The sequence below is a fragment of the bacterium genome (genome assembly GCA_036382775.1).
Taxonomy (GTDB): Bacteria; Hydrothermota; Tepidihabitantia; order SM23-42; family JAOAFX01; genus DASVHD01.
This window is the reverse complement of record DASVHD010000035.1, coordinates 64,280-84,275: the sequence shown is the minus strand read 5'-3', so window position 1 is coordinate 84,275 and position 19,996 is coordinate 64,280. Positions and strand designations below refer to the sequence as shown.

Annotated in this window: 16 protein-coding genes; 10 read left to right on the top strand and 6 right to left on the bottom strand. The window is 52.7% G+C overall.

Going from position 1 to position 19,996, the window contains the following annotated elements; translation table 11 throughout:
• Positions 1-71 precede the first annotated feature (71 nt).
• The 3 genes from VF399_07975 (at position 72) to VF399_07965 (ending at position 4,606) form a co-directional block, all read left to right on the top strand.
• Positions 72-2,222, top strand: a complete 2,151-nt coding sequence (locus VF399_07975) for a DUF5916 domain-containing protein (GenBank protein ID HEX7320278.1) — start codon at positions 72-74, stop codon at positions 2,220-2,222.
• 89 nt (positions 2,223-2,311) lie between these two features.
• Positions 2,312-3,274 (top strand): hypothetical protein, encoded by a 963-nt coding sequence (locus tag VF399_07970; protein ID HEX7320277.1) that lies wholly within the window; start codon positions 2,312-2,314, stop codon positions 3,272-3,274.
• A gap of 9 nt (positions 3,275-3,283) precedes the next feature.
• The gene (locus VF399_07965; GenBank protein HEX7320276.1) at positions 3,284-4,606 is read left to right on the top strand and encodes a hypothetical protein; all 1,323 of its coding nucleotides are present in this window, start codon (positions 3,284-3,286) and stop codon (positions 4,604-4,606) included.
• Between the two features lie 83 nt (positions 4,607-4,689).
• Here the strand turns inward: VF399_07965 and VF399_07960 are convergent, their stop codons facing one another.
• The 6 genes from VF399_07960 to VF399_07935 all read right to left on the bottom strand — a co-directional run bounded on the left by VF399_07960 (position 4,690) and on the right by VF399_07935 (position 12,477).
• A complete protein-coding gene (locus tag VF399_07960; GenBank protein HEX7320275.1) occupies positions 4,690-5,136 on the bottom strand; it encodes an Hsp20/alpha crystallin family protein in 447 nt (148 codons plus the stop codon).
• A gap of 135 nt (positions 5,137-5,271) precedes the next feature.
• On the bottom strand, positions 5,272-6,198 hold the full coding sequence (locus VF399_07955; protein HEX7320274.1) for a 4Fe-4S double cluster binding domain-containing protein: 927 nt from the start codon (positions 6,196-6,198) through the stop codon (positions 5,272-5,274).
• A gap of 17 nt (positions 6,199-6,215) precedes the next feature.
• Positions 6,216-9,014 (bottom strand): phosphoribosylformylglycinamidine synthase subunit PurL, encoded by a 2,799-nt coding sequence (purL, locus tag VF399_07950; protein HEX7320273.1) that lies wholly within the window; start codon positions 9,012-9,014, stop codon positions 6,216-6,218.
• Between the two features lie 167 nt (positions 9,015-9,181).
• Positions 9,182-10,705, bottom strand: a complete 1,524-nt coding sequence (locus VF399_07945; GenBank protein HEX7320272.1) for a S41 family peptidase — start codon at positions 10,703-10,705, stop codon at positions 9,182-9,184.
• Entirely contained in the window at positions 10,702-11,331 is a 630-nt protein-coding gene (tmk, locus tag VF399_07940; GenBank protein ID HEX7320271.1) for a dTMP kinase, read from the bottom strand. Before tmk ends, VF399_07945 begins: the two co-directional genes overlap by 4 nt.
• A gap of 21 nt (positions 11,332-11,352) precedes the next feature.
• Entirely contained in the window at positions 11,353-12,477 is a 1,125-nt protein-coding gene (locus tag VF399_07935; protein ID HEX7320270.1) for an inositol-3-phosphate synthase, read from the bottom strand.
• 106 nt (positions 12,478-12,583) lie between these two features.
• Between VF399_07935 and VF399_07930 the strand changes: the two genes are divergently transcribed.
• The 7 genes from VF399_07930 to VF399_07900 all read left to right on the top strand — a co-directional run bounded on the left by VF399_07930 (position 12,584) and on the right by VF399_07900 (position 19,991).
• Entirely contained in the window at positions 12,584-13,312 is a 729-nt protein-coding gene (locus VF399_07930) for a polyprenol monophosphomannose synthase (protein HEX7320269.1), read from the top strand.
• The gene (locus tag VF399_07925) at positions 13,297-14,166 is read left to right on the top strand and encodes a glycosyltransferase family 2 protein (GenBank protein HEX7320268.1); all 870 of its coding nucleotides are present in this window, start codon (positions 13,297-13,299) and stop codon (positions 14,164-14,166) included. Before VF399_07930 ends, VF399_07925 begins: the two co-directional genes overlap by 16 nt.
• Positions 14,163-16,340, top strand: a complete 2,178-nt coding sequence (locus tag VF399_07920; GenBank protein ID HEX7320267.1) for a T9SS type A sorting domain-containing protein — start codon at positions 14,163-14,165, stop codon at positions 16,338-16,340. The genes VF399_07925 and VF399_07920 overlap by 4 nt, the downstream gene beginning before the upstream one ends.
• 39 nt (positions 16,341-16,379) lie before the next feature.
• Positions 16,380-16,748: a hydrogenase maturation nickel metallochaperone HypA gene (hypA, locus tag VF399_07915; protein ID HEX7320266.1), complete on the top strand. Its 369-nt coding sequence runs from the start codon at positions 16,380-16,382 to the stop codon at positions 16,746-16,748.
• A gap of 64 nt (positions 16,749-16,812) precedes the next feature.
• Positions 16,813-17,472: a hydrogenase nickel incorporation protein HypB gene (gene hypB / locus VF399_07910; protein HEX7320265.1), complete on the top strand. Its 660-nt coding sequence runs from the start codon at positions 16,813-16,815 to the stop codon at positions 17,470-17,472.
• A gap of 14 nt (positions 17,473-17,486) precedes the next feature.
• Positions 17,487-19,718: a carbamoyltransferase HypF gene (gene hypF / locus VF399_07905; protein HEX7320264.1), complete on the top strand. Its 2,232-nt coding sequence runs from the start codon at positions 17,487-17,489 to the stop codon at positions 19,716-19,718.
• Between the two features lie 57 nt (positions 19,719-19,775).
• Complete coding sequence (locus tag VF399_07900) at positions 19,776-19,991, top strand: HypC/HybG/HupF family hydrogenase formation chaperone (GenBank protein HEX7320263.1); 216 nt, start codon at positions 19,776-19,778, stop codon at positions 19,989-19,991.
• Positions 19,992-19,996 lie beyond the last annotated feature (5 nt).

Below are 19,996 nucleotides of genomic sequence, written 5' to 3'. Positions count from 1 at the left end.
AAAGTAAAGGATGTTATGGAAATATGAAACTTTTTCAATATAATTACGTATAATATTAAAAGGAGCCAAATATGCACTTAATGATCGTAATTGCCACGATCGTATTTTGTCAGGTTCAAACCCAGCCTAAATCGCTGGAAGTGCACTTTACCGCGATAAGTCCCAGGATCGATGGAATTATTGATGAAGTGTGGAACCAGGCTGATTCGGCCTATGATTTTATCCAGTATGAACCCTATGAAATGGAAAAAAGCACTGAAAAAACGGAAGTTTATGTCTTACAAGACCACAGTAATTTGTATTTTGCTTTTGTCTGCCACGCTGACAGCCACGAAATGATAGCTAATCTTACGACCGCGGAAGATTTTATCGCCGTGGGTATTGATCCGTTCGGCAGCAAGACCACGGCCTATTATTTTCTCATCAATGGCAGCGGTATATATGATGACGGGTGGATCCTTGATGACGGCCGGACCATGGACGATTCATGGGATGGGGTGTGGTATTTCGCGATCAAATTCTATGATAATCAATATGTCGCGGAATTTAAAATACCCTTCAAGACGATAAGGTATAAGAACGGTCTTGATCAGTGGGGGATACAGTTCATGAGGTATATCGCGGCAAACCATGAGACTGATTACTGGACCGAGACGCTGCAAAAAGAAGGAGAATTGATCTCGAAGTGGCCGGTCATGACCGGCGTTGACCCGCGGGTGCAGGGATACAATTTTGAGCTGTATCCTGAAGTTTATGTGCGGGACGACCGGCACCGGTCATATTCTGACAGCAGCGGGACCGACAGCATGAAGATCAAACCGAGCGGCAGCTTGAATATCAAGTGGGATATCACGCCGCAGACGACGCTCAACAGCACGCTATACCCTGATTTTGCCCAGATCGAGTCTGATCCTTATACATTGAACCTGAACCGATATCCGACTATTCTCAGCGAGAAACGGCCGTTTTTCCTGGAAGGTAAAGATATCTTCCGGATGTCCGATTTTGGCGAGAATAAGGGGTTTTTCACGCCGCTCCAGCTCTTTTACAGCCGGAGCGTCGGCAAGTCAATGAACGGCGATGCCGTACCGATAATCGGCGGCCTGAAACTGACCAGTAAAACAGAGAACACAAATTACGGGTTACTCGGAGCTTTCACCGGTAAATATGAAAGAAACGATACCCTGTTGGAGACCAATAAAATATACGGCGTCTTTCGCATGAAGCGGCGCTTATTCCAGAATTCAGATCTGGGTATACTGGTCAGCGGAATGCGTGACACCGCAGATAATTATAATTACGCGGTGGGGCTTGACAACGTGTACCGCCGGGGTCCCAACCAGTACATTGCCCAGGCCGCGGTCAGCGACAGCAGCGGCAAAAAGGGTTGGGCAGTGTCGTCCGGCATGTTCGGTTTCTTCGGTCCGTTTCTTGCCCTGGGCGGCGCCAGCGCGATCCATGATTCATTCAACGTAAAATCGATCGGGTTCGTGCCCATGGCCGGCGAGCAGAAGGTCCTGATACTCTGCGGACCATTCAACCAGTTCCAGCGCGGGTTTATCAGCAATATCTACACGGCGCTGGGCGCGGTATTAATAAAAGAAGCCGGCAGTACTGATTGGTCAAAGATCGCGGTTTTGGAGTTCAACCCCAATACCCGTAATGAATGGGGATGCGATCTCTCGGGTTATCTCGGCCCGTATTATGAAGCTGACACGAACTACCAGTACCGTAACGTGAACCTTTCGGCCTGGGGAAATCTAATGGGGCAGCATCTTGAATTCGGCAGCAATTACGGTTACAACTATAATTACCAACGCGGCTTCCTTGCCTACCAGGGATCGAGTTATGCGACCTGCCGCTGGTCGGTCATTGAACACCTGGCCGTGGGAATAGACGCGAATTACTGGCTGGAATGGGATCCGGAAAACACACTCCTGGCAAAGACCATGCGTCTCCGGCCCAACACCAAATTTTACATCACGACGCCCGCGACCATCACTTTGTTCAGCGAATTTATCATCTATGATGAAGCCGGGGATGCCCAAGAGACGCGGCTGGCAGCTGTTCGCACGGGCGCGCTCTTTTCGTGGAACTTCAGCCCCAAGTCATGGATCTATATCGCGCTCAACGATTACCGCGCCGAGGTCGACGAACCAGGCGTGGTCAAGCCAATATACCAGGTCGGCGCAGTAAAAGCAAAATACCTGTTTTATTTCTGATCGCCACCGCCGGTATTCGGCCGGCCGCCAGGGCAAAATCATTCTTGCAATTCAACATGAAGTGTTTATAATCTATTAAAGGAGGTTCGATGAAAAAATTCATCCTGTTTTTTCCGATACTGGCGCTCGCCATCCAGCCGGTCCTGCTGAAAGAAAGCACAGCAATCGGCCATTCCATGGAAGTATATTCTGAGAAAAACTTGTACCACGCATCGTTTACGTATGATACTGGTAATTCCGAGTTCATCCCGATCGCTGAGTTTACCTTATACGACGCCAATAACGCTATTGTCTTTCACAAAAATAATTTTGGCCACACGCTTTTCGATATCGGAGATGACGGCGTTGTTGTGGGGATCGATTATGACGGCCCTATTTCAGGAAAAGGCACACTTCATTTCTATAATGTACAAGGTGCAGAAACAGGCACGGTCGAGATCGGGTTTCTCATGGTCCGGTCTTTTTCGGAGAACGGTGCGGTCTACTGCGTTCATGACGGGATCAACGGCGTGCGTGTTTTTGACAATGCCGGCAAAGAATTGTACAACCTGGGCAAGGCCAATTCGTGCGCGCTCAGCCGTGACGGCGATCTGATCGCTCTGGCGACCGATGACCAGGTCATTCTTTTTAAGTCAGGTCAAGAGATCGGCCGGATACCGATAGGATCCCCTTTTATCCGGCAAATGGTTTTTTCCCGTGACGGGTCGCTTTTTGCGTTCATCGACCGCAAGCTTTTAGTGGTCTACGGCTTGCTTGAAAAAGCCGTCATGTTCAAGCGTGAAGAGATCACTGGGAAACTTGAATATATCTCGGTCGGCATTTCTCATGACAATTCTCTGGTCGCGGTCGGTGAAGACGAGGATCTGGGCCGTGATGTTCAGAACCGGCATGCGCGCGGGTTAGTGAACCTATTGGATCAAAACGGCGATGTCCAGTGGCAGACCGCGATACCTTACAAAACCTGGAACGCGTTCATTCCCATTGTTGCTTTTACCGATGAACAAACCTTCACGGTCACGACCGTGGAAAATGCTTTTGAGTACCGGTTCTAGGGAGGGATCATGAAGATAAAAGGAATATTATTGATTTTCGGTCTGGTCAGCATCATCGCCGCTCAGATGCTCTGGCCGCACCCGCCTCAGAACCAGGTCTGGCCCGTAGGCAATTCATGGGGTATTTTTCAGGACTACGGCGGGAGCCCCTACGTGCACAATGGCGATGATATCATGGTCCCGGCGCTCCACCCGGTAACCGCGGTGAAATACGGTTATGTCAAAGCCATCTGGAACAGCGGCACGTATTACATGGGAATATCGGTCGCCGACTCTGCGGGCGCCGCCTTTTGCTCCGGCTACCAGTATTATCACGTGGACGGCCCTTCGATCCAGGTCCAGGTCGGCGATACCGTTTATGTCAGCGATACGATCGCCCGGATCGTGACCTGGCCGACTGCCGGATTCAATCACAACCATTATTCCAAGAACCGTAATTCCGGGGTGGTGTGGTCAAGCTACGGAGGGTACTACAAGAACCCGCTGACCGAGGTTGCTCCCGACACTGACCGCACGATACCGGTGTTCACCAACGCGGTCACGGGACGCATTTTTGGCATCTGCACCAATCAAACAAACACGTATCTGAACCCCGACAGCATCTATGGCAACGTCGATTTCATCTGCCGGGTCGAGGACAAGATGAATCACAATACGTGGTGGGTAGCCGTGTACAAGCTTGTTTATTCGATCCGCGATACCGTGGGGAATTACGTGATACCGCCCATGCTGAGCGTGCAGTTCTCGGAATCGCTCGATTCCTACACGACGTCGCAGGTAAGAACTATTTACAAGGACGACGGCACGTGCAACAGCAACTGCAACTACGATTCCCTGAACCGGCGCCTCTATTATATTTTCACGAATACGGACGGCGATTCAACCATCGAATATACGGATTCGATGTTATGCTGGCAGACGACGACCGTGCCCAACGGACCGTACTGGGTTAAGGTCGTGGCTAGCGATGAATACGGTAATTCGCGGCCCGAGAGCATGCTGGTCCGGGTCAAGAATCCGGTCGGGATCGAGGAAGCGCGGCATGCGAGCCCGGAATACGGCGCGATCATCACCTGCAACCCGAACCCGGCGCGCGGGAACATTATCGTCAGGATCAACAAGTTTGGCAGCGGCGAAGTAAGGCTGGCGGTCTATGACGCAGCTGGGGAAATAGTAAGATCGCTCGTTACCTCCCATGTCAAAAAGTTCCCGTGCGATGTTTTGTGGGACCGCCGGGATGACCGGGGCCGCCTGGTCGCCGCCGGCTGTTATTTTATCTCACCTGTTGTTGGTACGGTTTCGGGAATGACAAAATTGATCTTGCTGGAATGATCGTCATGTAAGACAAAAAAATTGGGGCCGGGTATAAAACCCGGCCCTTTGCGTTCTTCCGCCTAATCTTAACTAATTCCCTGTCAATTTAAATTGACTTCAATGTTTTTGGGCTTAAGTGATTCTGGCTTCTGAAGAACAATCGTTAGAACACCGTCTTTGTAGTTCGCTTTTATCCTGTCGGCATCGACTTGGGCAGGCAGATCTATGGTGCGCACAAATTTTCCATAGGAACGTTCGAGCACGTGATACGTTTTATCTTTCTTCTCGATTTCCTGCTTTCTCTCCCCAGAGATCTGAAGCATATTGTCGCGCACCGACACTTTGATATCTTCCTTCTGCATTCCCGGGACCTCAGCCTTTACCTCGATCACGCCGTCATGCTCGGCAATGTCGATCAGCGGATGCCACATGGATTCCGTCATCTTCATCTCCTTGCCAAAGAAAGACTCGAAAAGACGGTCAACGTCAGTCCTCATGCTCACTAGATCCCGGAACGGCTCCCATTTGCTTAGATATTTTTCTGACATGGTGCGTCTCCTTTCATCTTTGGATATTTCATCTTCTAACCTTTTGACATCGCGGACGCGGAAAAGTTTAGTTCTACTAAAAGTATCGGTCTTGCGGGAGCCGTTGACAGGGTTTGGTTTTGTGTTTTGGGAGGCTTACGAGGTGATACCCAACAGCGCGCGCAGGTTGCGCGGTATGATGTCCAGGATCTCCAATAGATCGCTATCTTTAAGCTTGGCCTCAAGCTCGGGCGGGAGCCTGTCCGGGAGCTTCTTGCCGACGAGCAATTCCGTTTCATTCTGGGTAAAGGTCGCGCCCAGGCGGATGTGTTGCAAAAAGGCTTTGTTCTCGGGACACACTTTCTGGCAGATCATGCATCCGACCAGACAGTTGTGCCAGGTCGGTTTGATCCAGTCCGGGAACGGGATATCGCCGGACCGTTCAGTATGGAATGTCAAGCATTTTTCGGCCGATATCAGGAACCGGTCATGATGGATCGCGCCGGTGGGGCAGCTCTTGACGCAGACGTCGCATTTATCACAGCGGGGCAGGTGCGAAAGATCGACCCATGAGCCGCTGCCGTCGTCACAGGGGAAGTCGGAGAAAAAACACGCAAGGCGGTGAAAACTACCTTTGTTGAGGATGTAAAAGATATTGTTCCTACCATATTGTCCGACGCCGCTGTGCACCGCTGTCAGTTTCAGCGGAAGTTTTGCCGGAACGAGTTTACGTCGTGCCGGAGTCAGGATTTTCAAAAGCACATCCTCGGCTTTTTTATTCACCTGGTGCCAGTGCAGGTAAGTGGGCGGGACCGTGAACGGATGGGATTCTTTATGCCACGTAAAGACGATCTTTGTTTGCACATCAGGGACCGCGACGATAATAACGGATTGCGCATCAGATAAGAAATTCCGGTAGTTATAGTCAAACCAGGAAAGATATTCGGAGTGAACTTCATCACTGAGCAATTTATCATGGTGCCATTTATTGAGTTCGTCGCCGATCACAGCAAGACGGCCGACCGGAATGATGCCGCCTTCCAGACCATGGGTGCGGAGATGAGAGATGAGTTGTTCATGCATAGATCAAGCCATGGCGCTCAGGTTATGCGTTTCCAGCGTTTTTTCACGATGGCGAGGGGTACAGCGATGAGTTTCTTGCCGCCGGCGCGGACAACAAGGTTTTGGTGCGGCTTCGTACATCCGATATGGCTCATGGGCAGGCCGGAAAAGATCTGATGAAGCTGGCTGACGTCGCCGGCTGAAACTTCGATGATAAAACGCGAATTTGATTCGGCGAAAAGGATAAAATCAGGCCGCCGGACCGTGCCGCGGTACGATACGCGGTCCAGGTCGACATCCACGCCGATGTTACCGCTTAGGGCCATTTCGCTCAAGCCCAGTGCTAATCCGCCTTCCGAGAGATCGTGGCAGGCGAGGATCAGTCCGCGCGTGATCGCCGCGTGGAGTTGTTTGAGGATGAGCGGCGCGGTCTTGAAGTCCACACCGGGAACCCGACCGCCGTGGATGCGCAGGTGCCGGCAGTACTCTGAACCCCCCAGTTCCTCGTATGTATCGCCGATTAAAAAAAGTTCACTGTGATCCTTTTTCAGGTCCATGGTTATGCAGGACTCGACGTCATCGATGACCCCCATAGCGGATATAAGCAAGGTCGGCGGGATACGATGGCTGCGACCATTAGTATCCATCCATTCATTGTTCAGGCTATCCTTGCCCGATATGAACGGCACGCCGAAGGCGATCGCTGTGTCATAACAAGCCTGCGATGAGCGGACGATGTCAGCCAGCACGTCCGGACGTTCCGGCGACGCGAAACAGAAATTATCGAGCATCGCGGCCCGCGCGATATCACCGCCCGCCGCCGTAAGGTTCCGCAGTGCCTCGTCGATCACCGATGCCGCCATGTTATAGGCATCGAGCTTGCCGTACGAGGGATTGATCCCGCACGAAACCACGATCCCCTTGTTCCCGCCGAGTAGCGGTTTAATGACCACCGCATCCTGGGGTCCGTCATGGTCGACGCCGACCAGCGGTTTGATCACGCTGGCACCTTGCACTTCGTGATCGTATTCCCTGATCACCCATTCGCGTGAGCAAGAATTAAGGCTGCCGGCAAGTTCCAGCAGGACCCTTGCGTGATCACGCGGCAGCGGTATCTTGATCCTTTTCGGAGGAGTCATTTTATCAACTGCCTTTTTGGTGGGCATAGGCAAGCCATCGTGTAGAAAATCCATGTCAAGCGTGCAGACATTCTTGCGGCCATAGTTGAGTCTGAGCATTTTGTCGCCGGTGAACGAGCCGATGACGGTCGCTTCCACATTTTCGTCCTGGAATTCTTTTAATACTTTTTTTAGATGCCGGCGGGGCACGGATAGGATCATGCGTTCCTGGGATTCGCTGATCCAGATCTCCCGGGGTGTCAGTCCCTGATATTTGAGAGGCACCTTATCTAGGTTCACCTTCGCGCCCAGGGTTCTGCCCATTTCGCCGACCGAGCTGGACAGCCCGCCGCCGCCGCAGTCAGTGACGCAGTTCACGATCCCCTGATCGCTCACCGGGAGCAGGCAGTCAAGTACGCGTTTTTCCATGATCGGGTTGCCGATCTGCACGCACGATTTCTCTGATTCACTCGACAGTTCTACCGATGAAAAGGTGGCGCCATGAATGCCGTCACGGCCGGTCCTGCCGCCGACCAGGACGATCAGATCATCCCGGCATGGTTTTTTTTCGATACGGTCTTTCCTGATCAGTCCGACCGTGCCACAGTAGACCAGCGGGTTATATAGAAACTCTTCGTCAAAATAGATTGCGCCGCTGGGCGTCGGAATACCCATGCGGTTCCCGTAATCCCTGACCCCCTGGTATACTCCCTTGATGATCCGGCGCGGGTGCAGTATACCCTCGGGTAACCGTCGATATGGGAAATCCGGCGGGCCGAAACAGAAGACATCGGTATTCATGATCGGCTTGGCGCCAAGCCCGGTTCCGAGAATGTCACGGATAACCCCGCCGATGCCGGTAGCGGCACCTCCGTAAGGTTCCAGAGCCGACGGGTGGTTGTGGGTTTCGACCTTGAAGCACACGCCGTAAGTCTCGTCGAAATCGATCACGCCAGAGTTGTCATGGAAAACCGACAGGCACCTGGGGCTGTTGATCTGCCGGGTGGATTTCATGATCGTGTTCTTCAGCAGATTCCTGATCCGTTTTCCGCGGTAAAGTATATTGCCACGGAAGGTCTTGTGCCCGCAGTGCTCGCTCCAGGTTTGCGCGATGGTCTCCAGCTCAACATCCGTGGGCTGGCGGTTCTTGCGGGTGAAATAACGTTTTATGGTCCTCATTTCGGCGAGCGAAAGTGAAAGCCCCATCTCGTCGCTTAGTTTCTTAAGATCCTGATCAAGGCTGACTGTGACGATGCTGAGGCGATACCGTTTATGACGGGACATTTTCTCGTGCGCGTACCTGATGTGCTGGATCAGAGGATTGTAGAGGAATAAACTGGCCAGCTGCTCGATCTTTTTCCGGTACGGCGCATTGAAGCTGCCGGTGATAACATAATTCGTCGCGGTCTTTACCGCGGGCGCTTTAAGGCCGAGGTCGGCGATCGCTTTCTTTATGCTTGCTTCCCGGGGATCGGTGACGCCGGGGTTGAACATTACATCAAAACCGCGGCCCGGTCCGATCGTGAGTTCCTCCACGACCGGGTCGCAGAAAAGCTCGCGGGCTATGCGCCTGGCCTGCTGGCGCGTCAACGTGTCGTCGAGGTAGTAGACATCGCGGACCGCGACCCTGGTGATGTCCCTGGCGCCAAGCGTAATGAAATCCTCTTTGACCGATTTTTCGCGGGGGTCGTTCCTGCGTCTTATTTCGATGCGGTGCATGGCATTAGTCCGTGTAAAAGATCACGAGAAGGCAATTGTGTCGCCGTCACCGGGACCCATCCTTTTCCCTTCGGGTCCGTAACTTCAAGAACAGCACGGTCAGCATTGCCGCCAGCGCGACCCATAGAAAAATTCTAAAATCCACAGCGCGTTGTTTTTGATTCACCTCAGTTGGTTGCGCTCCGAAAAAGGTCTTTTTGATTCTTCACCTCCTTCAGAAGTTCCAGGGCTTTCAGGACAAACGGGTCGTCCGGCAAGCCAATGCGGTAACGTTCTTTCTGACCCCATAGATTGGCGAAGATCTCTTGTTTCAAACGCTGGGCGAAGATCGTCTGTATCGAATCGAACTGCGCGTCGGTAAAATCAACCTTTTTGGATTTGAGGAAGGCGGCGAATTCTTCAAGGACCGGGCCATCGACCTTGAAATCCCTGGTGATATTTTTATGGGAGCCCGTGTAATCGATAACAAAATCAAAGAACAGACCTTTGGACCAGACATCGATTTCCAGTTTGGTCGGTTGAAGAGGTTCGATCGTGATGTCCGGGGTGATGCCGCCCTTGCCGTACACCTTGCGTTTGAGGGGACCGACGGTCGTGTAGACTGCCGTCGTATCTATGACTTCGGTGGTGCCGGTGTCATTTTCGTCAAACGGTTTGTCAATACACCGTCCTGAAGGCGTGTACCAGCGGGCGGTGGTGAGCTTGAGTGCACCGCCGTCCTCAAGGGGGTTCAAGGTCTGGACCGATCCCTTTCCGAAAGTCCTGGTCCCGATGATCAAACTCCGGTCCCAGTCCTGGAGTGCGCCGGCAACGATCTCGGACGCTGAAGCGGAACCACCGTCCACGAGCGTGATCATGGGGAACTCGCCATATTCATACGTTTTCAACGATTTGAACGTGCGCTGGGGTTCTCGCCGGCCGCGCGTGGTGACGATATCCTTGTTCTGGGAAAGGAACAGTTCGCTGACCATGACACCTTCCTGGAGAAGACCACCCGTGTTCAACCGCAAGTCAAAGACTATTTTTTTCGCGCCATTGGCAAACAGCGAGTCGAGCGCTTGTTTGAGCTCGGCATCAGCGGTTCTTGAGAAAGTGGCGAGATACACATAGCCGATATCGGGGGTGAGCATGCCATAATACCGTACCGCTTCCAGCTTGATGACCGCGCGCGTGAGCACGACATCGAACGGTTCGGCGATAGCCTGCCGCTGGATCGTCAGCCGCACCTTGGTGCCGGGTTCGCCGCGGATCTCATGCACTACAACCTCGACGTTCTTGCCCTGGGTCGGTACGCTGTCGATCATGGTGATATTATCGCCAGGGATCAAGCCCGCCCGGTAAGCGGGCGTTCCATCCAGCGGGGATACGATCATGATCTTCTCATCGCGCTTGCCGATCTGGGCTCCGATCCCGCCAAATTCACCCTCGGTAGAAGTGCGCAGGTCTTCATAGTCGCTCTTTGACAAATAGACGGTGTGCGGATCGTTCAGCGACTTTATCATGCCGTTGATAGCGCCGTGCAGCAGCGAATCAGAGCTTGCCGGGTCGACATAACTGTCCTCGATATCTTTAAGGATCCGGTTGAAGATCCTGAGCAACTGATAAGTTTCGGTGCCGGCCCACAGTCGGCTGCCGATAAATATCCCGCATATCAGGGATACCAATAATAACGGAATAATTATCTTCTTCATGATGGGTGCCCCTTTCTGTTCAGAAGGTCCTGAACATGCCTTAATACTTCATTTTTCAATTCCTCAATGGACCTTTCGCCATCGAGGACCTTGATCCTTTTCTTGGCTCGCCGCGCCAACTGCAGGTAAGCGTGGCGTACTTTCTGGTGATAACTGTCGTCTTCGCGCTCCATGCGGTCATGATCTTTTCCCCGCTCATGGCGCCGGGATGTGTCGATGTCCACAAGAATCGTAAGGTCGGGCGTGAGACCGGCGCTGGCAAACCGGTTCAGGATGCGCATCAGCCGTTCGGGAAGCCCGCGGCCGCATACCTGGTAAGCATAGGTGGAATCCGAGAACCGATCGACGATCACGACCTTTTTTTGCTGCAACGCCGGCAAGATCCGGTCATGCACGACCTGACTGCGGGCGGCCAGGAACAGCAAAGCCTCGCATTTGGGATGGACTTTAAGGTCTGGGTTAAGCAATATGGAACGGATTACCTCACCGATATCGGTTCCTCCTGGTTCCCGGACAAATTCATAGGGGATGCCTTTTTCGTCAAACCACTGTGCCAGGTTCTTCGCTTGCGTTGTCTTGCCTGATCCTTCGACGCCTTCGAACGTGATCAACAGACCCCGTTTCATGGGATCCATCGCCGGAGCATGTTATTTGCGTTTCTTTTTTGGATGCTTGCGTACGGCGAGCGGTGTGTGCTTCGTGCCGTATTTAGCAATGTAATCTTCGGTTTTCTCGCGGCATATATTGTCCGGGAACTGAACCGGCGGCGATTTAAAGAAATAACTTGAAGGTTCGACAATAGAACCGCTCAGTTTGTTGTCAAGCGCCAGCTTGGCGCACCGTATGGCGTCGATCACTACGCCCGCCGAGTTCGGCGAGTCCCACACTTCAAGTTTCAACTCGATGTTCAATGGTACGTCGCCAAAAGTCCGGCCTTCCAGTCTCATATGCGCCCATTTCCGGTCGGTGAGCCACGCGATATAATCTGAAGGTCCGATGTAGATGTTATCCGCGCCGATATTGTATTTAAGCTGCGATGTCACGGCCTGAGTCTTTGATATTTTTTTCGATTGCAGGCGCGAGCGCTCCAGCATATTCAAGAAGTCGGTATTACCGCCGACATTAAGCTGGCTGGTACGTTCCAGCTTCACGCCGCGGTCTTGGAACAGGTTGACCAGCACGCGGTGCAGGATCGTGGCGCCAACCTGTGATTTTATATCATCGCCCAGGACCGGCAGTTCTTTTTCGACGAACCTTTTGTGCCAGTATTTCTGGCTGGCAATGAAAACCGGGATGCAGTTGATAAGGGCGCAGCGCGCGGTCAGGATCTGTTCCACGTACCATTTTGTGGCTTCCTCGCTGCCGACCGGCAGGTAGTTGATGACTACATCGGTCTTGGTCTGTTTGAGCAGACCGACAATATCCGCGGTCGGACCTGGAGCTTTCTCAATGATCTGGGAAAGATAATAGCCCAGCCCGTCGTGGGTCATACCCCGGACCACGGGCACATTCATCCGCGGTACCGTGCAAAATTTGAACGTATTGTTTGGTTTTGTGTAGATCGCCTCAGTCAGATCTTTGCCGACTTTGTTCTTATCAATGTCAATGCCAAACGTGAATTCGATATCATTGATATGATAGCCGCCCAGGCGGGTGTGCATGATGCCCGGGATAAGCTGATACTCTTTGGCATGCCGGTAATAATGAATGCCCTGAACCAAACTCGATGCACAATTCCCAACACCAATTATTGCCACTTTGATCTTACCCATCATGTCCTCCTTAACATCCATAATTGTATCGATTTTTTGAGTAAAGTCAATGCCTGGGTTTGCCCTGAAATATTGACACAATGGGGATTTTAAATATAATTTGGTTATGGCTAAAGGGCTGGTCATAATCCCAAGTTATAATGAAGCCGTGAACATCCAGAAGATCATTAACCGGATCTTATCGGTTTCTGACCAGCTGGAAGTCCTGGTCATCGATGACAATTCACCCGATAAAACAGCACTGATCGTCGAGGAACTAAGTAAACACAATCCCAGAGTCCATCTTATCCGGCGTCCCCGGAAATTGGGACTGGGCACGGCTTACGTCGTCGGTTTCGCCTATGTTCTGGAAAGAAAATATGATTTTGCGTTCGAAATGGACGCCGATTTTTCCCATGATCCCGGCGATCTGCCGCGTTTCATCGAACTGATGGATCGGTTCGACCTGGTCATTGGCTCGCGGTACGTTGATGGTGTCAGCGTTGTCAACTGGCCCATGAAGCGCTTGCTGCTATCATTTTTTGCTTGCTTTTTCGCCCGGCTGGTCATTGGAATACCCATCCGTGATCTGACCAGCGGTTTCAAATGCTACTCAAGAAAAGCGCTGCAGAGCGTAAACTGGAGGAAGTTCAAGGTCGACGGCTATGGCTTTCAGATCCAGAGCGTTTTTGCAGTGCGTGGTGCCGGACTCCCCTTTAAGGAGATACCCATCATCTTCGTGGAACGCCGGGCTGGTATCTCTAAGATGTCAAAAAAGATCATTTGGGAAGCTTTCTGGTTGGTCTGGAAGCTGAGACTTGTTCGGATTTTCAACAAACGATGGCTCTCGACATAATCATCGTCAACTACAATTCAGGCAGGTATCTTTCCGCATGCCTTGAATCCCTGGATAAAACAACCTTTGAACAGCAAAAAAAAATTTTCGTATTTGACAATGGCTCAAGCGATTCCAGCGTGGCCCAGGCGAGGGAACATCTTGCCGGTCCCGCCGTAGGATACATCATGTGCAAGGCCAATATCGGGTTCGCGGCTGCCGTCAACAAGGTCATTGCCCGGACGCACGGAGATCTTATTCTCCTGGTGAACCAGGACATGATCGTTCTGCCCGGTGCGGTCGATGGATTGGTCCGCTTCATGGAACAGCACCCGCGTTGCGGGATCGCGGGCGGTGAGATCCTGAAACCCGACGGCTCCCGCCAGCTGACCTGCCGGAGATTTCCGGGGTATTTCAATGTCCTTTTTGGACGGCGTTCCGTGTTCAACCGGTGTCTCCCTGCCAATCCTTTTTCCCGTCGTTACCTGTACTCGGACCTTGATTACGCGCGACCGCAAAAGGTCGATTTTCTTGAAGGGTCTTTATTATTGATACGGCGGAAAGCCCTTGATGATTGCGGTGCGCTTGATGACCGTTTCTTCATGTATCTGGAGGATGCGGACCTCAGTTACCGGCTGCGCGAGCACGGTTGGGAGACCTGGTGGGTGGACCGCGCCTATGCGATCCATTTCCGCGGGGAGAACACGCGCAAGGAAAATATCCATCCGATGATCCACCATTCCCGTTCGTTCTACACTTTCTTCAACAAGCACTACCGTCCCGGTGTTCTGTTACGTCTGGCTATGAAGCTGGCACTCTGTGTCCGGCTCGGGTATGTGATCTCGACCGAATCGGCAAAGGCTTATTTGAGATGACCGCTCTGATACTACTGATGGCGATCAATATTGCGGTCAGCCCCGCAAGTTTCACGAATTATGATTATTACTATGACCTGACCGGCAGGGATTCGCTTATCTACGGCGCGGCCAACGGCGGGCTGGTCAAATATAACACGCGCCGCGAAAGCTTCAGCGTACTGACAAGCCTGGACGGGTTCCGCGTGAACCGCCAGAACTGCGTCGCGCTCGACAGCACGGGTTTTATCTGGTCGGGGAGCGAACTTGGTCTCGCTCAGGTCGACACCGCCTTTGACGCGATCAGGAATTATCCGATCGACTGCCTCCCCTGTTCCAGGATCAGCACGGCCTATTGCCGGCGCGACACGGTCTATGTCGGGACGACCGACGGACTGCTGCGCATAGTGCAGAACGGAACGCCGGATGATTTCACCGATGATTCACGCCTGAGCATATATATAGAGCACGGCCTGCCGTCGAACTCGGTCACATCGATCTGCACTGACGACAGCTCGGTATGGGTAGGTACGGACCAGGGGCTGGTCAGGTTCACGAAAGACTTCTACGATACGTCCATGTATAATCTTAACGCGATCAGGATCAACACCATCCAGATCGCGGATACGAATATTTACGCCGGCACAAACAACGGGCTCTACCGGTTCTCAGGTGATCATTTTGACACGCTGTTGAACAATAAGGTCCTGGACATAGGTGTGAGTGGCGACTCCCTGCTGCTCGCCATGGATTCATCGAGACAGGTGGGGGTTTATCATGAGGGTGTGCTTACCATCATAAAAGACAGCTTGCCTTACCAGGCTAAGGTGTGGTCGATACTGGTCATGGATTCATCCTGGTATTGCGGTCTGGGGAACAACCGGGACCGGGATTATTACGGCGAAGGCATTGGTCAATATGACCGCGCCCGTGCTTGCTGGGTGTTGCACAAAGGCAATTGCCCGGGATCGAACCATATTAGCTGCATCACGGCTAACAGCGAAGGCGTTTTCGTGACCCATGGCCACCGCTCGTCGATGTCAAGGGGATTCAGCTGGCTAAAAGATAATGGAGAATGGGTCCGGTTCGTGCGTGATTCGGTCGTTCCTTTCAACAACATTCACCGATGCGTCACGGCGCCGGACGGCCGCGTATGGTTCGCCAGCAATCCGATCGAAAGGTGGGTTCAGACGGGCGATACCATGATCGCGTTTGCCATGGATCCGGAAACCGGTGAATGGGCCTATATCCCGCTTGGCTACAAGAACATGGACCATACAACCGGTGTCTGGGATATTGAATCAGACGAGCATGGCAACTTGTTCATATCACTGGCCGGACAGACAGCCGACCGGTGCTGGATCGTCGATTCGGCATTGTCGAACGCTTACGCGCTGGCGCCAAAACAGGAAGGCTTTTTCTGCGAAACGGCAATCGACAGCGCCGGCAAGGTCTGGCGCACGATCAGCGAACAGCCCGGTGGCCTGGTCGTTACGGACACAAAAGGCACGCTTTTTAATACCGGTGATGATTCATATATCGTGTATGATACTCCTGGTGGTTATACGAAAAATCTTAGGGGTATTATCGTTGACGGCAATAATCACGTATATATTGCGTCGCCGGTCGGTTTGATCGTAGATGACTCATTGTTCAGCCTTGTCTCGGCGATCTCCTCGCAGGATCTGTTCGACGTCGAAATCGATTCCGAAGACAGGGTATGGATCATGGCGCGCGACGGCATCTACTGGTATGAACCTCTGACCGGCCTGATCGACGGCATTACCTACGATGACATCGGTGCGTACGTTGACTTTGACACGACGGACAAAGAAGTGATCCAGACCCAGGGTTTTGAATACGATCCTGCGCGCAACTGTTTCTGGATCGGCGCCGAGACCGGTCTGCTGAAACTGGAAATACAGGTAGATTCGCAGCCTGATCTGGACAGCGTCGTGATCTATCCCAATCCGGTGATCGGTCAAAGCCGCGTCCGGATAAGAAATTTGCCCGCGGACGCCTTGGTCAATATCTATTCGATCGCCGGCCGCCGCGTCGCGGAAGATCTTGTGCCCGACAGCATGTTCGGCGAAGTGGTATGGGACCTGCCGTCCGGCATGAGCAGCGGATTGTATTTTGCTCTGGTTAGATCAGGTCAGGGCCGGCGTGTTTACAAATTCGCCGTGGTGCGGTAAAGATCATTTTGAAAGGTCCTTCGCGGCCCGGCGTCGGGTATGGGCATCCCGGAAAAAATATTCCCCATGCATGAATACAGCGTCACCAGATCACTCGTCGAACTGTGCGTCCAGGAAGCAAAAGCTCATCGACTGAAGCGGGTGTCGCGCGTCAAGGTCATGGTCGGGAAATTCACTAACTTTTCACCTGATTCCATCCGTTTTTATTTCGATTATCTAAAGCCGGATACGGTTTGCGCCGCCGCCGATATTTCTTTTCGTGAAATACCGATACGGATCAAGTGCCGCGACTGCGGGCATGAAAGCACGATCGAAGAACCGGTCTTTCTATGCCCGGATTGCGGAAAGTCCGATCTTGAGATCATTTCCGGCCGGGAGTTCTATATCGAATCGCTCGAAGGCGAGTGAAATGCCGCACAACGGGAAAGCAAGCGGAGATTGCCGCACGTACATTTAAGAAGGAGGATCTTTTATGAAAAAGATCACGGTTTTAAAACCAATTCTTGTTTCGAATAGCGAGCGGGCAAAAGAGAACCGGAAATTTTTTGACCGGTCCGGCAGCCTGGTCGTCAATATTATCGCCTCGCCGGGCGCGGGTAAGACGTCGATAATAGAAGCCATCGGCCGGAGGTTGAAGAAGGATTACCGTATCCTGGTCATCGAGGGGGATATAAAAGGTTCGCTGGACAGCAGCCGTATCAAGCGGTTGGGCATTGATACGATCCAGATCAACACGGAAACCCAATGCCATCTTGATGCCTTCATGACCGCACAGGTGCTGGCCCGGATTAAAAAACATTACGATCTTATCCTCGTGGAAAACGTCGGCAACCTTGTCTGCCCTGCCGAATTTGAGATCGGCGAAGACTTCAAGATGGCCATTTTATCGACGCCGGAGGGTGATGACAAGCCATTGAAGTATCCGCTCGTGTTCCATGTGGCGCGCGCGATCGTGATCAATAAGTGCGATCTTTTGAAACATGTCGATTTCAGCCTGGCAAAGGCGCGGAAGGCAATAAAACAATGCAATCCCCGCGGCCTGCTCTTTGAGGTTTCTGCCAAGACCGGCGCCGGCTTTGCTCCCCTCACGAGGTTCTTGATCAGCCGTATGCAGGCAAGAAAACCGCGTTAAGACAATTTTGGTCAATGAAAAAAAGGCTGAGGATCCACATCCAGGGTATTGTCCAGGGCGTGGGTTTCAGGCCTTTTGTGTACCGCACGGCGCACGATCTCGGTCTTGCCGGTTTTGTCCGCAACACCACGGCCGGCGTGGACATCGAAGCCGAGGGAACGGCGCCCGCTCTGGCGAGATTCCTGGATCGGTTGATCGAGCTCAAGCCGCCGGCCGCGCGGATCGATGAAATCACGAAGATCATTCTGCCCCTGTGTCACGACAAGGAATTCAAGATCCGCAAAAGCGTGGCCGCGCAGGGGTTCACGCAGCTTTCTCCGGACATTGCCATGTGCCGTCAGTGCTTCGAAGAATTCTCGCGCCCATCGGACCGGCGCTACCATTTCCCTTTCATAAACTGTACTAATTGCGGTCCCCGGTATGCCATCATCCAGGCCGCGCCGTACGACCGCAGCCGGACGTCGATGAGACGTTTTAAAATGTGCGCTGACTGCGCAGCCGAGTTCGAGAATATGGGGGATCGCAGGTTCCATGCCCAGCCCGACTGCTGCTATGTCTGCGGACCGGCCTTCGAAATACATGCCATGAATGGCAAGGTCTTGAAGACCGTCGATCCCATTGTTACGGCGGCGGAACTTCTGAAGCGTGGCCGGATTATCGCGGTCAAGGGGATCGGCGGGTTTCACATCGCTTGCGATGCGACCAATCGGCATGCCGTACAAAAACTACGGCGTTTGAAACATCGCCCGACAAAACCCTTCGCGGTAATGGCCGCACTGCGCGATGTACCCGGAATCGCGCGGGTCAACGAAATGGAACGGACGGTCCTGGTGTCTCCGGCCGCGCCCGTGGTGCTGCTTGAGAAAAGGCACCGCCTGGTTTGTGACGAGGTGGCGCCGCAAAATCCCTATATCGGCGTGATGCTGCCCTATGCGCCGGTTCATCACACGCTGCTTAAGGCCGTGCCATACCTGGTAATGACCAGCGGGAATATCCAGGACGAGCCCATTGTCATCGACGACCAGCAGGTCAGACAGAAACTGGGCAGGATCGTTTCCGGGTACCTCACGCATGACCGGGCGATCATCAACCGCTGTGATGATTCGGTGGGCTTGGTCCTGCCGCGCCATGGGTTTTCAATTATCCGCCGTTCACGGGGTTATGTGCCGGTGCCTGTTCAATTGCCGCTCCGCGTCAAACCTACCCTGGCCATGGGCCCGTTGTTAAAAAACACGTTTACCCTTGCGCATAAAAAGGATGCCTATGTATCGCCGCATATCGGCGACCTTGATAATCTCGAAACGCTTGATTTTTTTAAGGAAATGATCCGGAAATACAAACGGTGGTTCAAGATTGAGCCCGACCTTATCATCCATGACCTTCATCCCGATTATATGTCGACCAGGGTGGCGCAGAGCTTGAAAGGCAGGAAAGTCGGCGTCCAGCACCACATCGCCCATATTGCTGCCTGCCTTGGCGAGAATAACGTTCAAGGGCCGGCGATCGGCATCGCTTTTGACGGTACTGGTTACGGTCTGGACAACAGGATCTGGGGCGGTGAGTTCTTTGTGGGCACGATGAATGACCTGCAAAGGGCTGCACACCTGGAATACCTGCCCTTGCCCGGTGGCGAGGAAAGCATAAAAAAACCGTTCCGTATCGCTCTGGCTTATTTGTACAAAAACGGATTGGCCTATCCCGCCGTGTTGGCTGAATTGGCACGCGGCCAGCAGACCGCGATCGAACGGATGATCGATACCAAATACAATCTTGCCTGGACATCGAGTATGGGCCGGCTGTTTGATTGCGTTTCTGCGATGCTCGGCCTGCAAAAGGAGATAACCTATGAAGCCGAAGCCGCGATCAGGCTGGAACATATTGCCGGCAGAGGGGCGGCTGGATCCTATCCATACGAGCTGGTCGCGAATGAAACGATCATGGTTAAAGTTGCGCCATTGCTACGAGCGATCCTGAGCGATATTGAGAACGGGGTCAAGGCGCCGGTCATATCAGCCAGGTTCCATAACACGGTCGCAGGGTTTTCGCTTGACATCGCGCGGAAACTGCGTAGACTATACGGCATGAACAGCGTAGCATTGAGCGGCGGTGTTTTCCAGAACCGATACCTGCTTGTCATGATGGCGTCAGTGTTGAAAAGGGCTGGTTTCAAGGTCTACCTGCACAAGTATTTACCGACCAATGACGGCTGCATCTCGTACGGTCAGGTGATCTATGGTAACAGATAGGATGTCGGTTTTCGAATTTGCGTTTTGGCATTTATTTGGTATTTGGAATTTAAAATCATGTGTTTAGCTTTTATCGGAAGGATCGAAGAGATAAACGGCGAGATGGCGGTCGTGGAGATCATGGGCGTGCAGCGGGACATATCCGTGGTCCTGGTACCAGAAGCGAAAAAGGGTGATTATGTCATGGTCCATGCCGGATTCGCCATCAACACCATTGATGAAAAGGACGCAAAGGAAACTGAGGCTTTGTTAAAACAAGTGCTGGAAGCATAGTTCAC

Excerpts from the sequence above, each read along its gene's own strand:
- VF399_07975 (HEX7320278.1), top strand. The coding sequence starts at position 72 with ATGCACTTAATGATCGTAATTGCCACGATCGTATTTTGTCAGGTTCAA.
- VF399_07970 (HEX7320277.1), top strand. The coding sequence starts at position 2,312 with ATGAAAAAATTCATCCTGTTTTTTCCGATACTGGCGCTCGCCATCCAG.
- VF399_07965 (HEX7320276.1), top strand. The coding sequence starts at position 3,284 with ATGAAGATAAAAGGAATATTATTGATTTTCGGTCTGGTCAGCATCATC.
- VF399_07960 (HEX7320275.1), bottom strand. The coding sequence starts at position 5,136 with ATGTCAGAAAAATATCTAAGCAAATGGGAGCCGTTCCGGGATCTAGTG.
- VF399_07955 (HEX7320274.1), bottom strand. The coding sequence starts at position 6,198 with ATGCATGAACAACTCATCTCTCATCTCCGCACCCATGGTCTGGAAGGC.
- purL (HEX7320273.1), bottom strand. The coding sequence starts at position 9,014 with ATGCACCGCATCGAAATAAGACGCAGGAACGACCCCCGCGAAAAATCG.
- VF399_07945 (HEX7320272.1), bottom strand. The coding sequence starts at position 10,705 with ATGAAGAAGATAATTATTCCGTTATTATTGGTATCCCTGATATGCGGG.
- tmk (HEX7320271.1), bottom strand. The coding sequence starts at position 11,331 with ATGAAACGGGGTCTGTTGATCACGTTCGAAGGCGTCGAAGGATCAGGC.
- VF399_07935 (HEX7320270.1), bottom strand. The coding sequence starts at position 12,477 with ATGGGTAAGATCAAAGTGGCAATAATTGGTGTTGGGAATTGTGCATCG.
- VF399_07930 (HEX7320269.1), top strand. The coding sequence starts at position 12,584 with ATGGCTAAAGGGCTGGTCATAATCCCAAGTTATAATGAAGCCGTGAAC.
- VF399_07925 (HEX7320268.1), top strand. The coding sequence starts at position 13,297 with ATGGCTCTCGACATAATCATCGTCAACTACAATTCAGGCAGGTATCTT.
- VF399_07920 (HEX7320267.1), top strand. The coding sequence starts at position 14,163 with ATGACCGCTCTGATACTACTGATGGCGATCAATATTGCGGTCAGCCCC.
- hypA (HEX7320266.1), top strand. The coding sequence starts at position 16,380 with ATGGGCATCCCGGAAAAAATATTCCCCATGCATGAATACAGCGTCACC.
- hypB (HEX7320265.1), top strand. The coding sequence starts at position 16,813 with ATGAAAAAGATCACGGTTTTAAAACCAATTCTTGTTTCGAATAGCGAG.
- hypF (HEX7320264.1), top strand. The coding sequence starts at position 17,487 with ATGAAAAAAAGGCTGAGGATCCACATCCAGGGTATTGTCCAGGGCGTG.
- VF399_07900 (HEX7320263.1), top strand. The coding sequence starts at position 19,776 with ATGTGTTTAGCTTTTATCGGAAGGATCGAAGAGATAAACGGCGAGATG.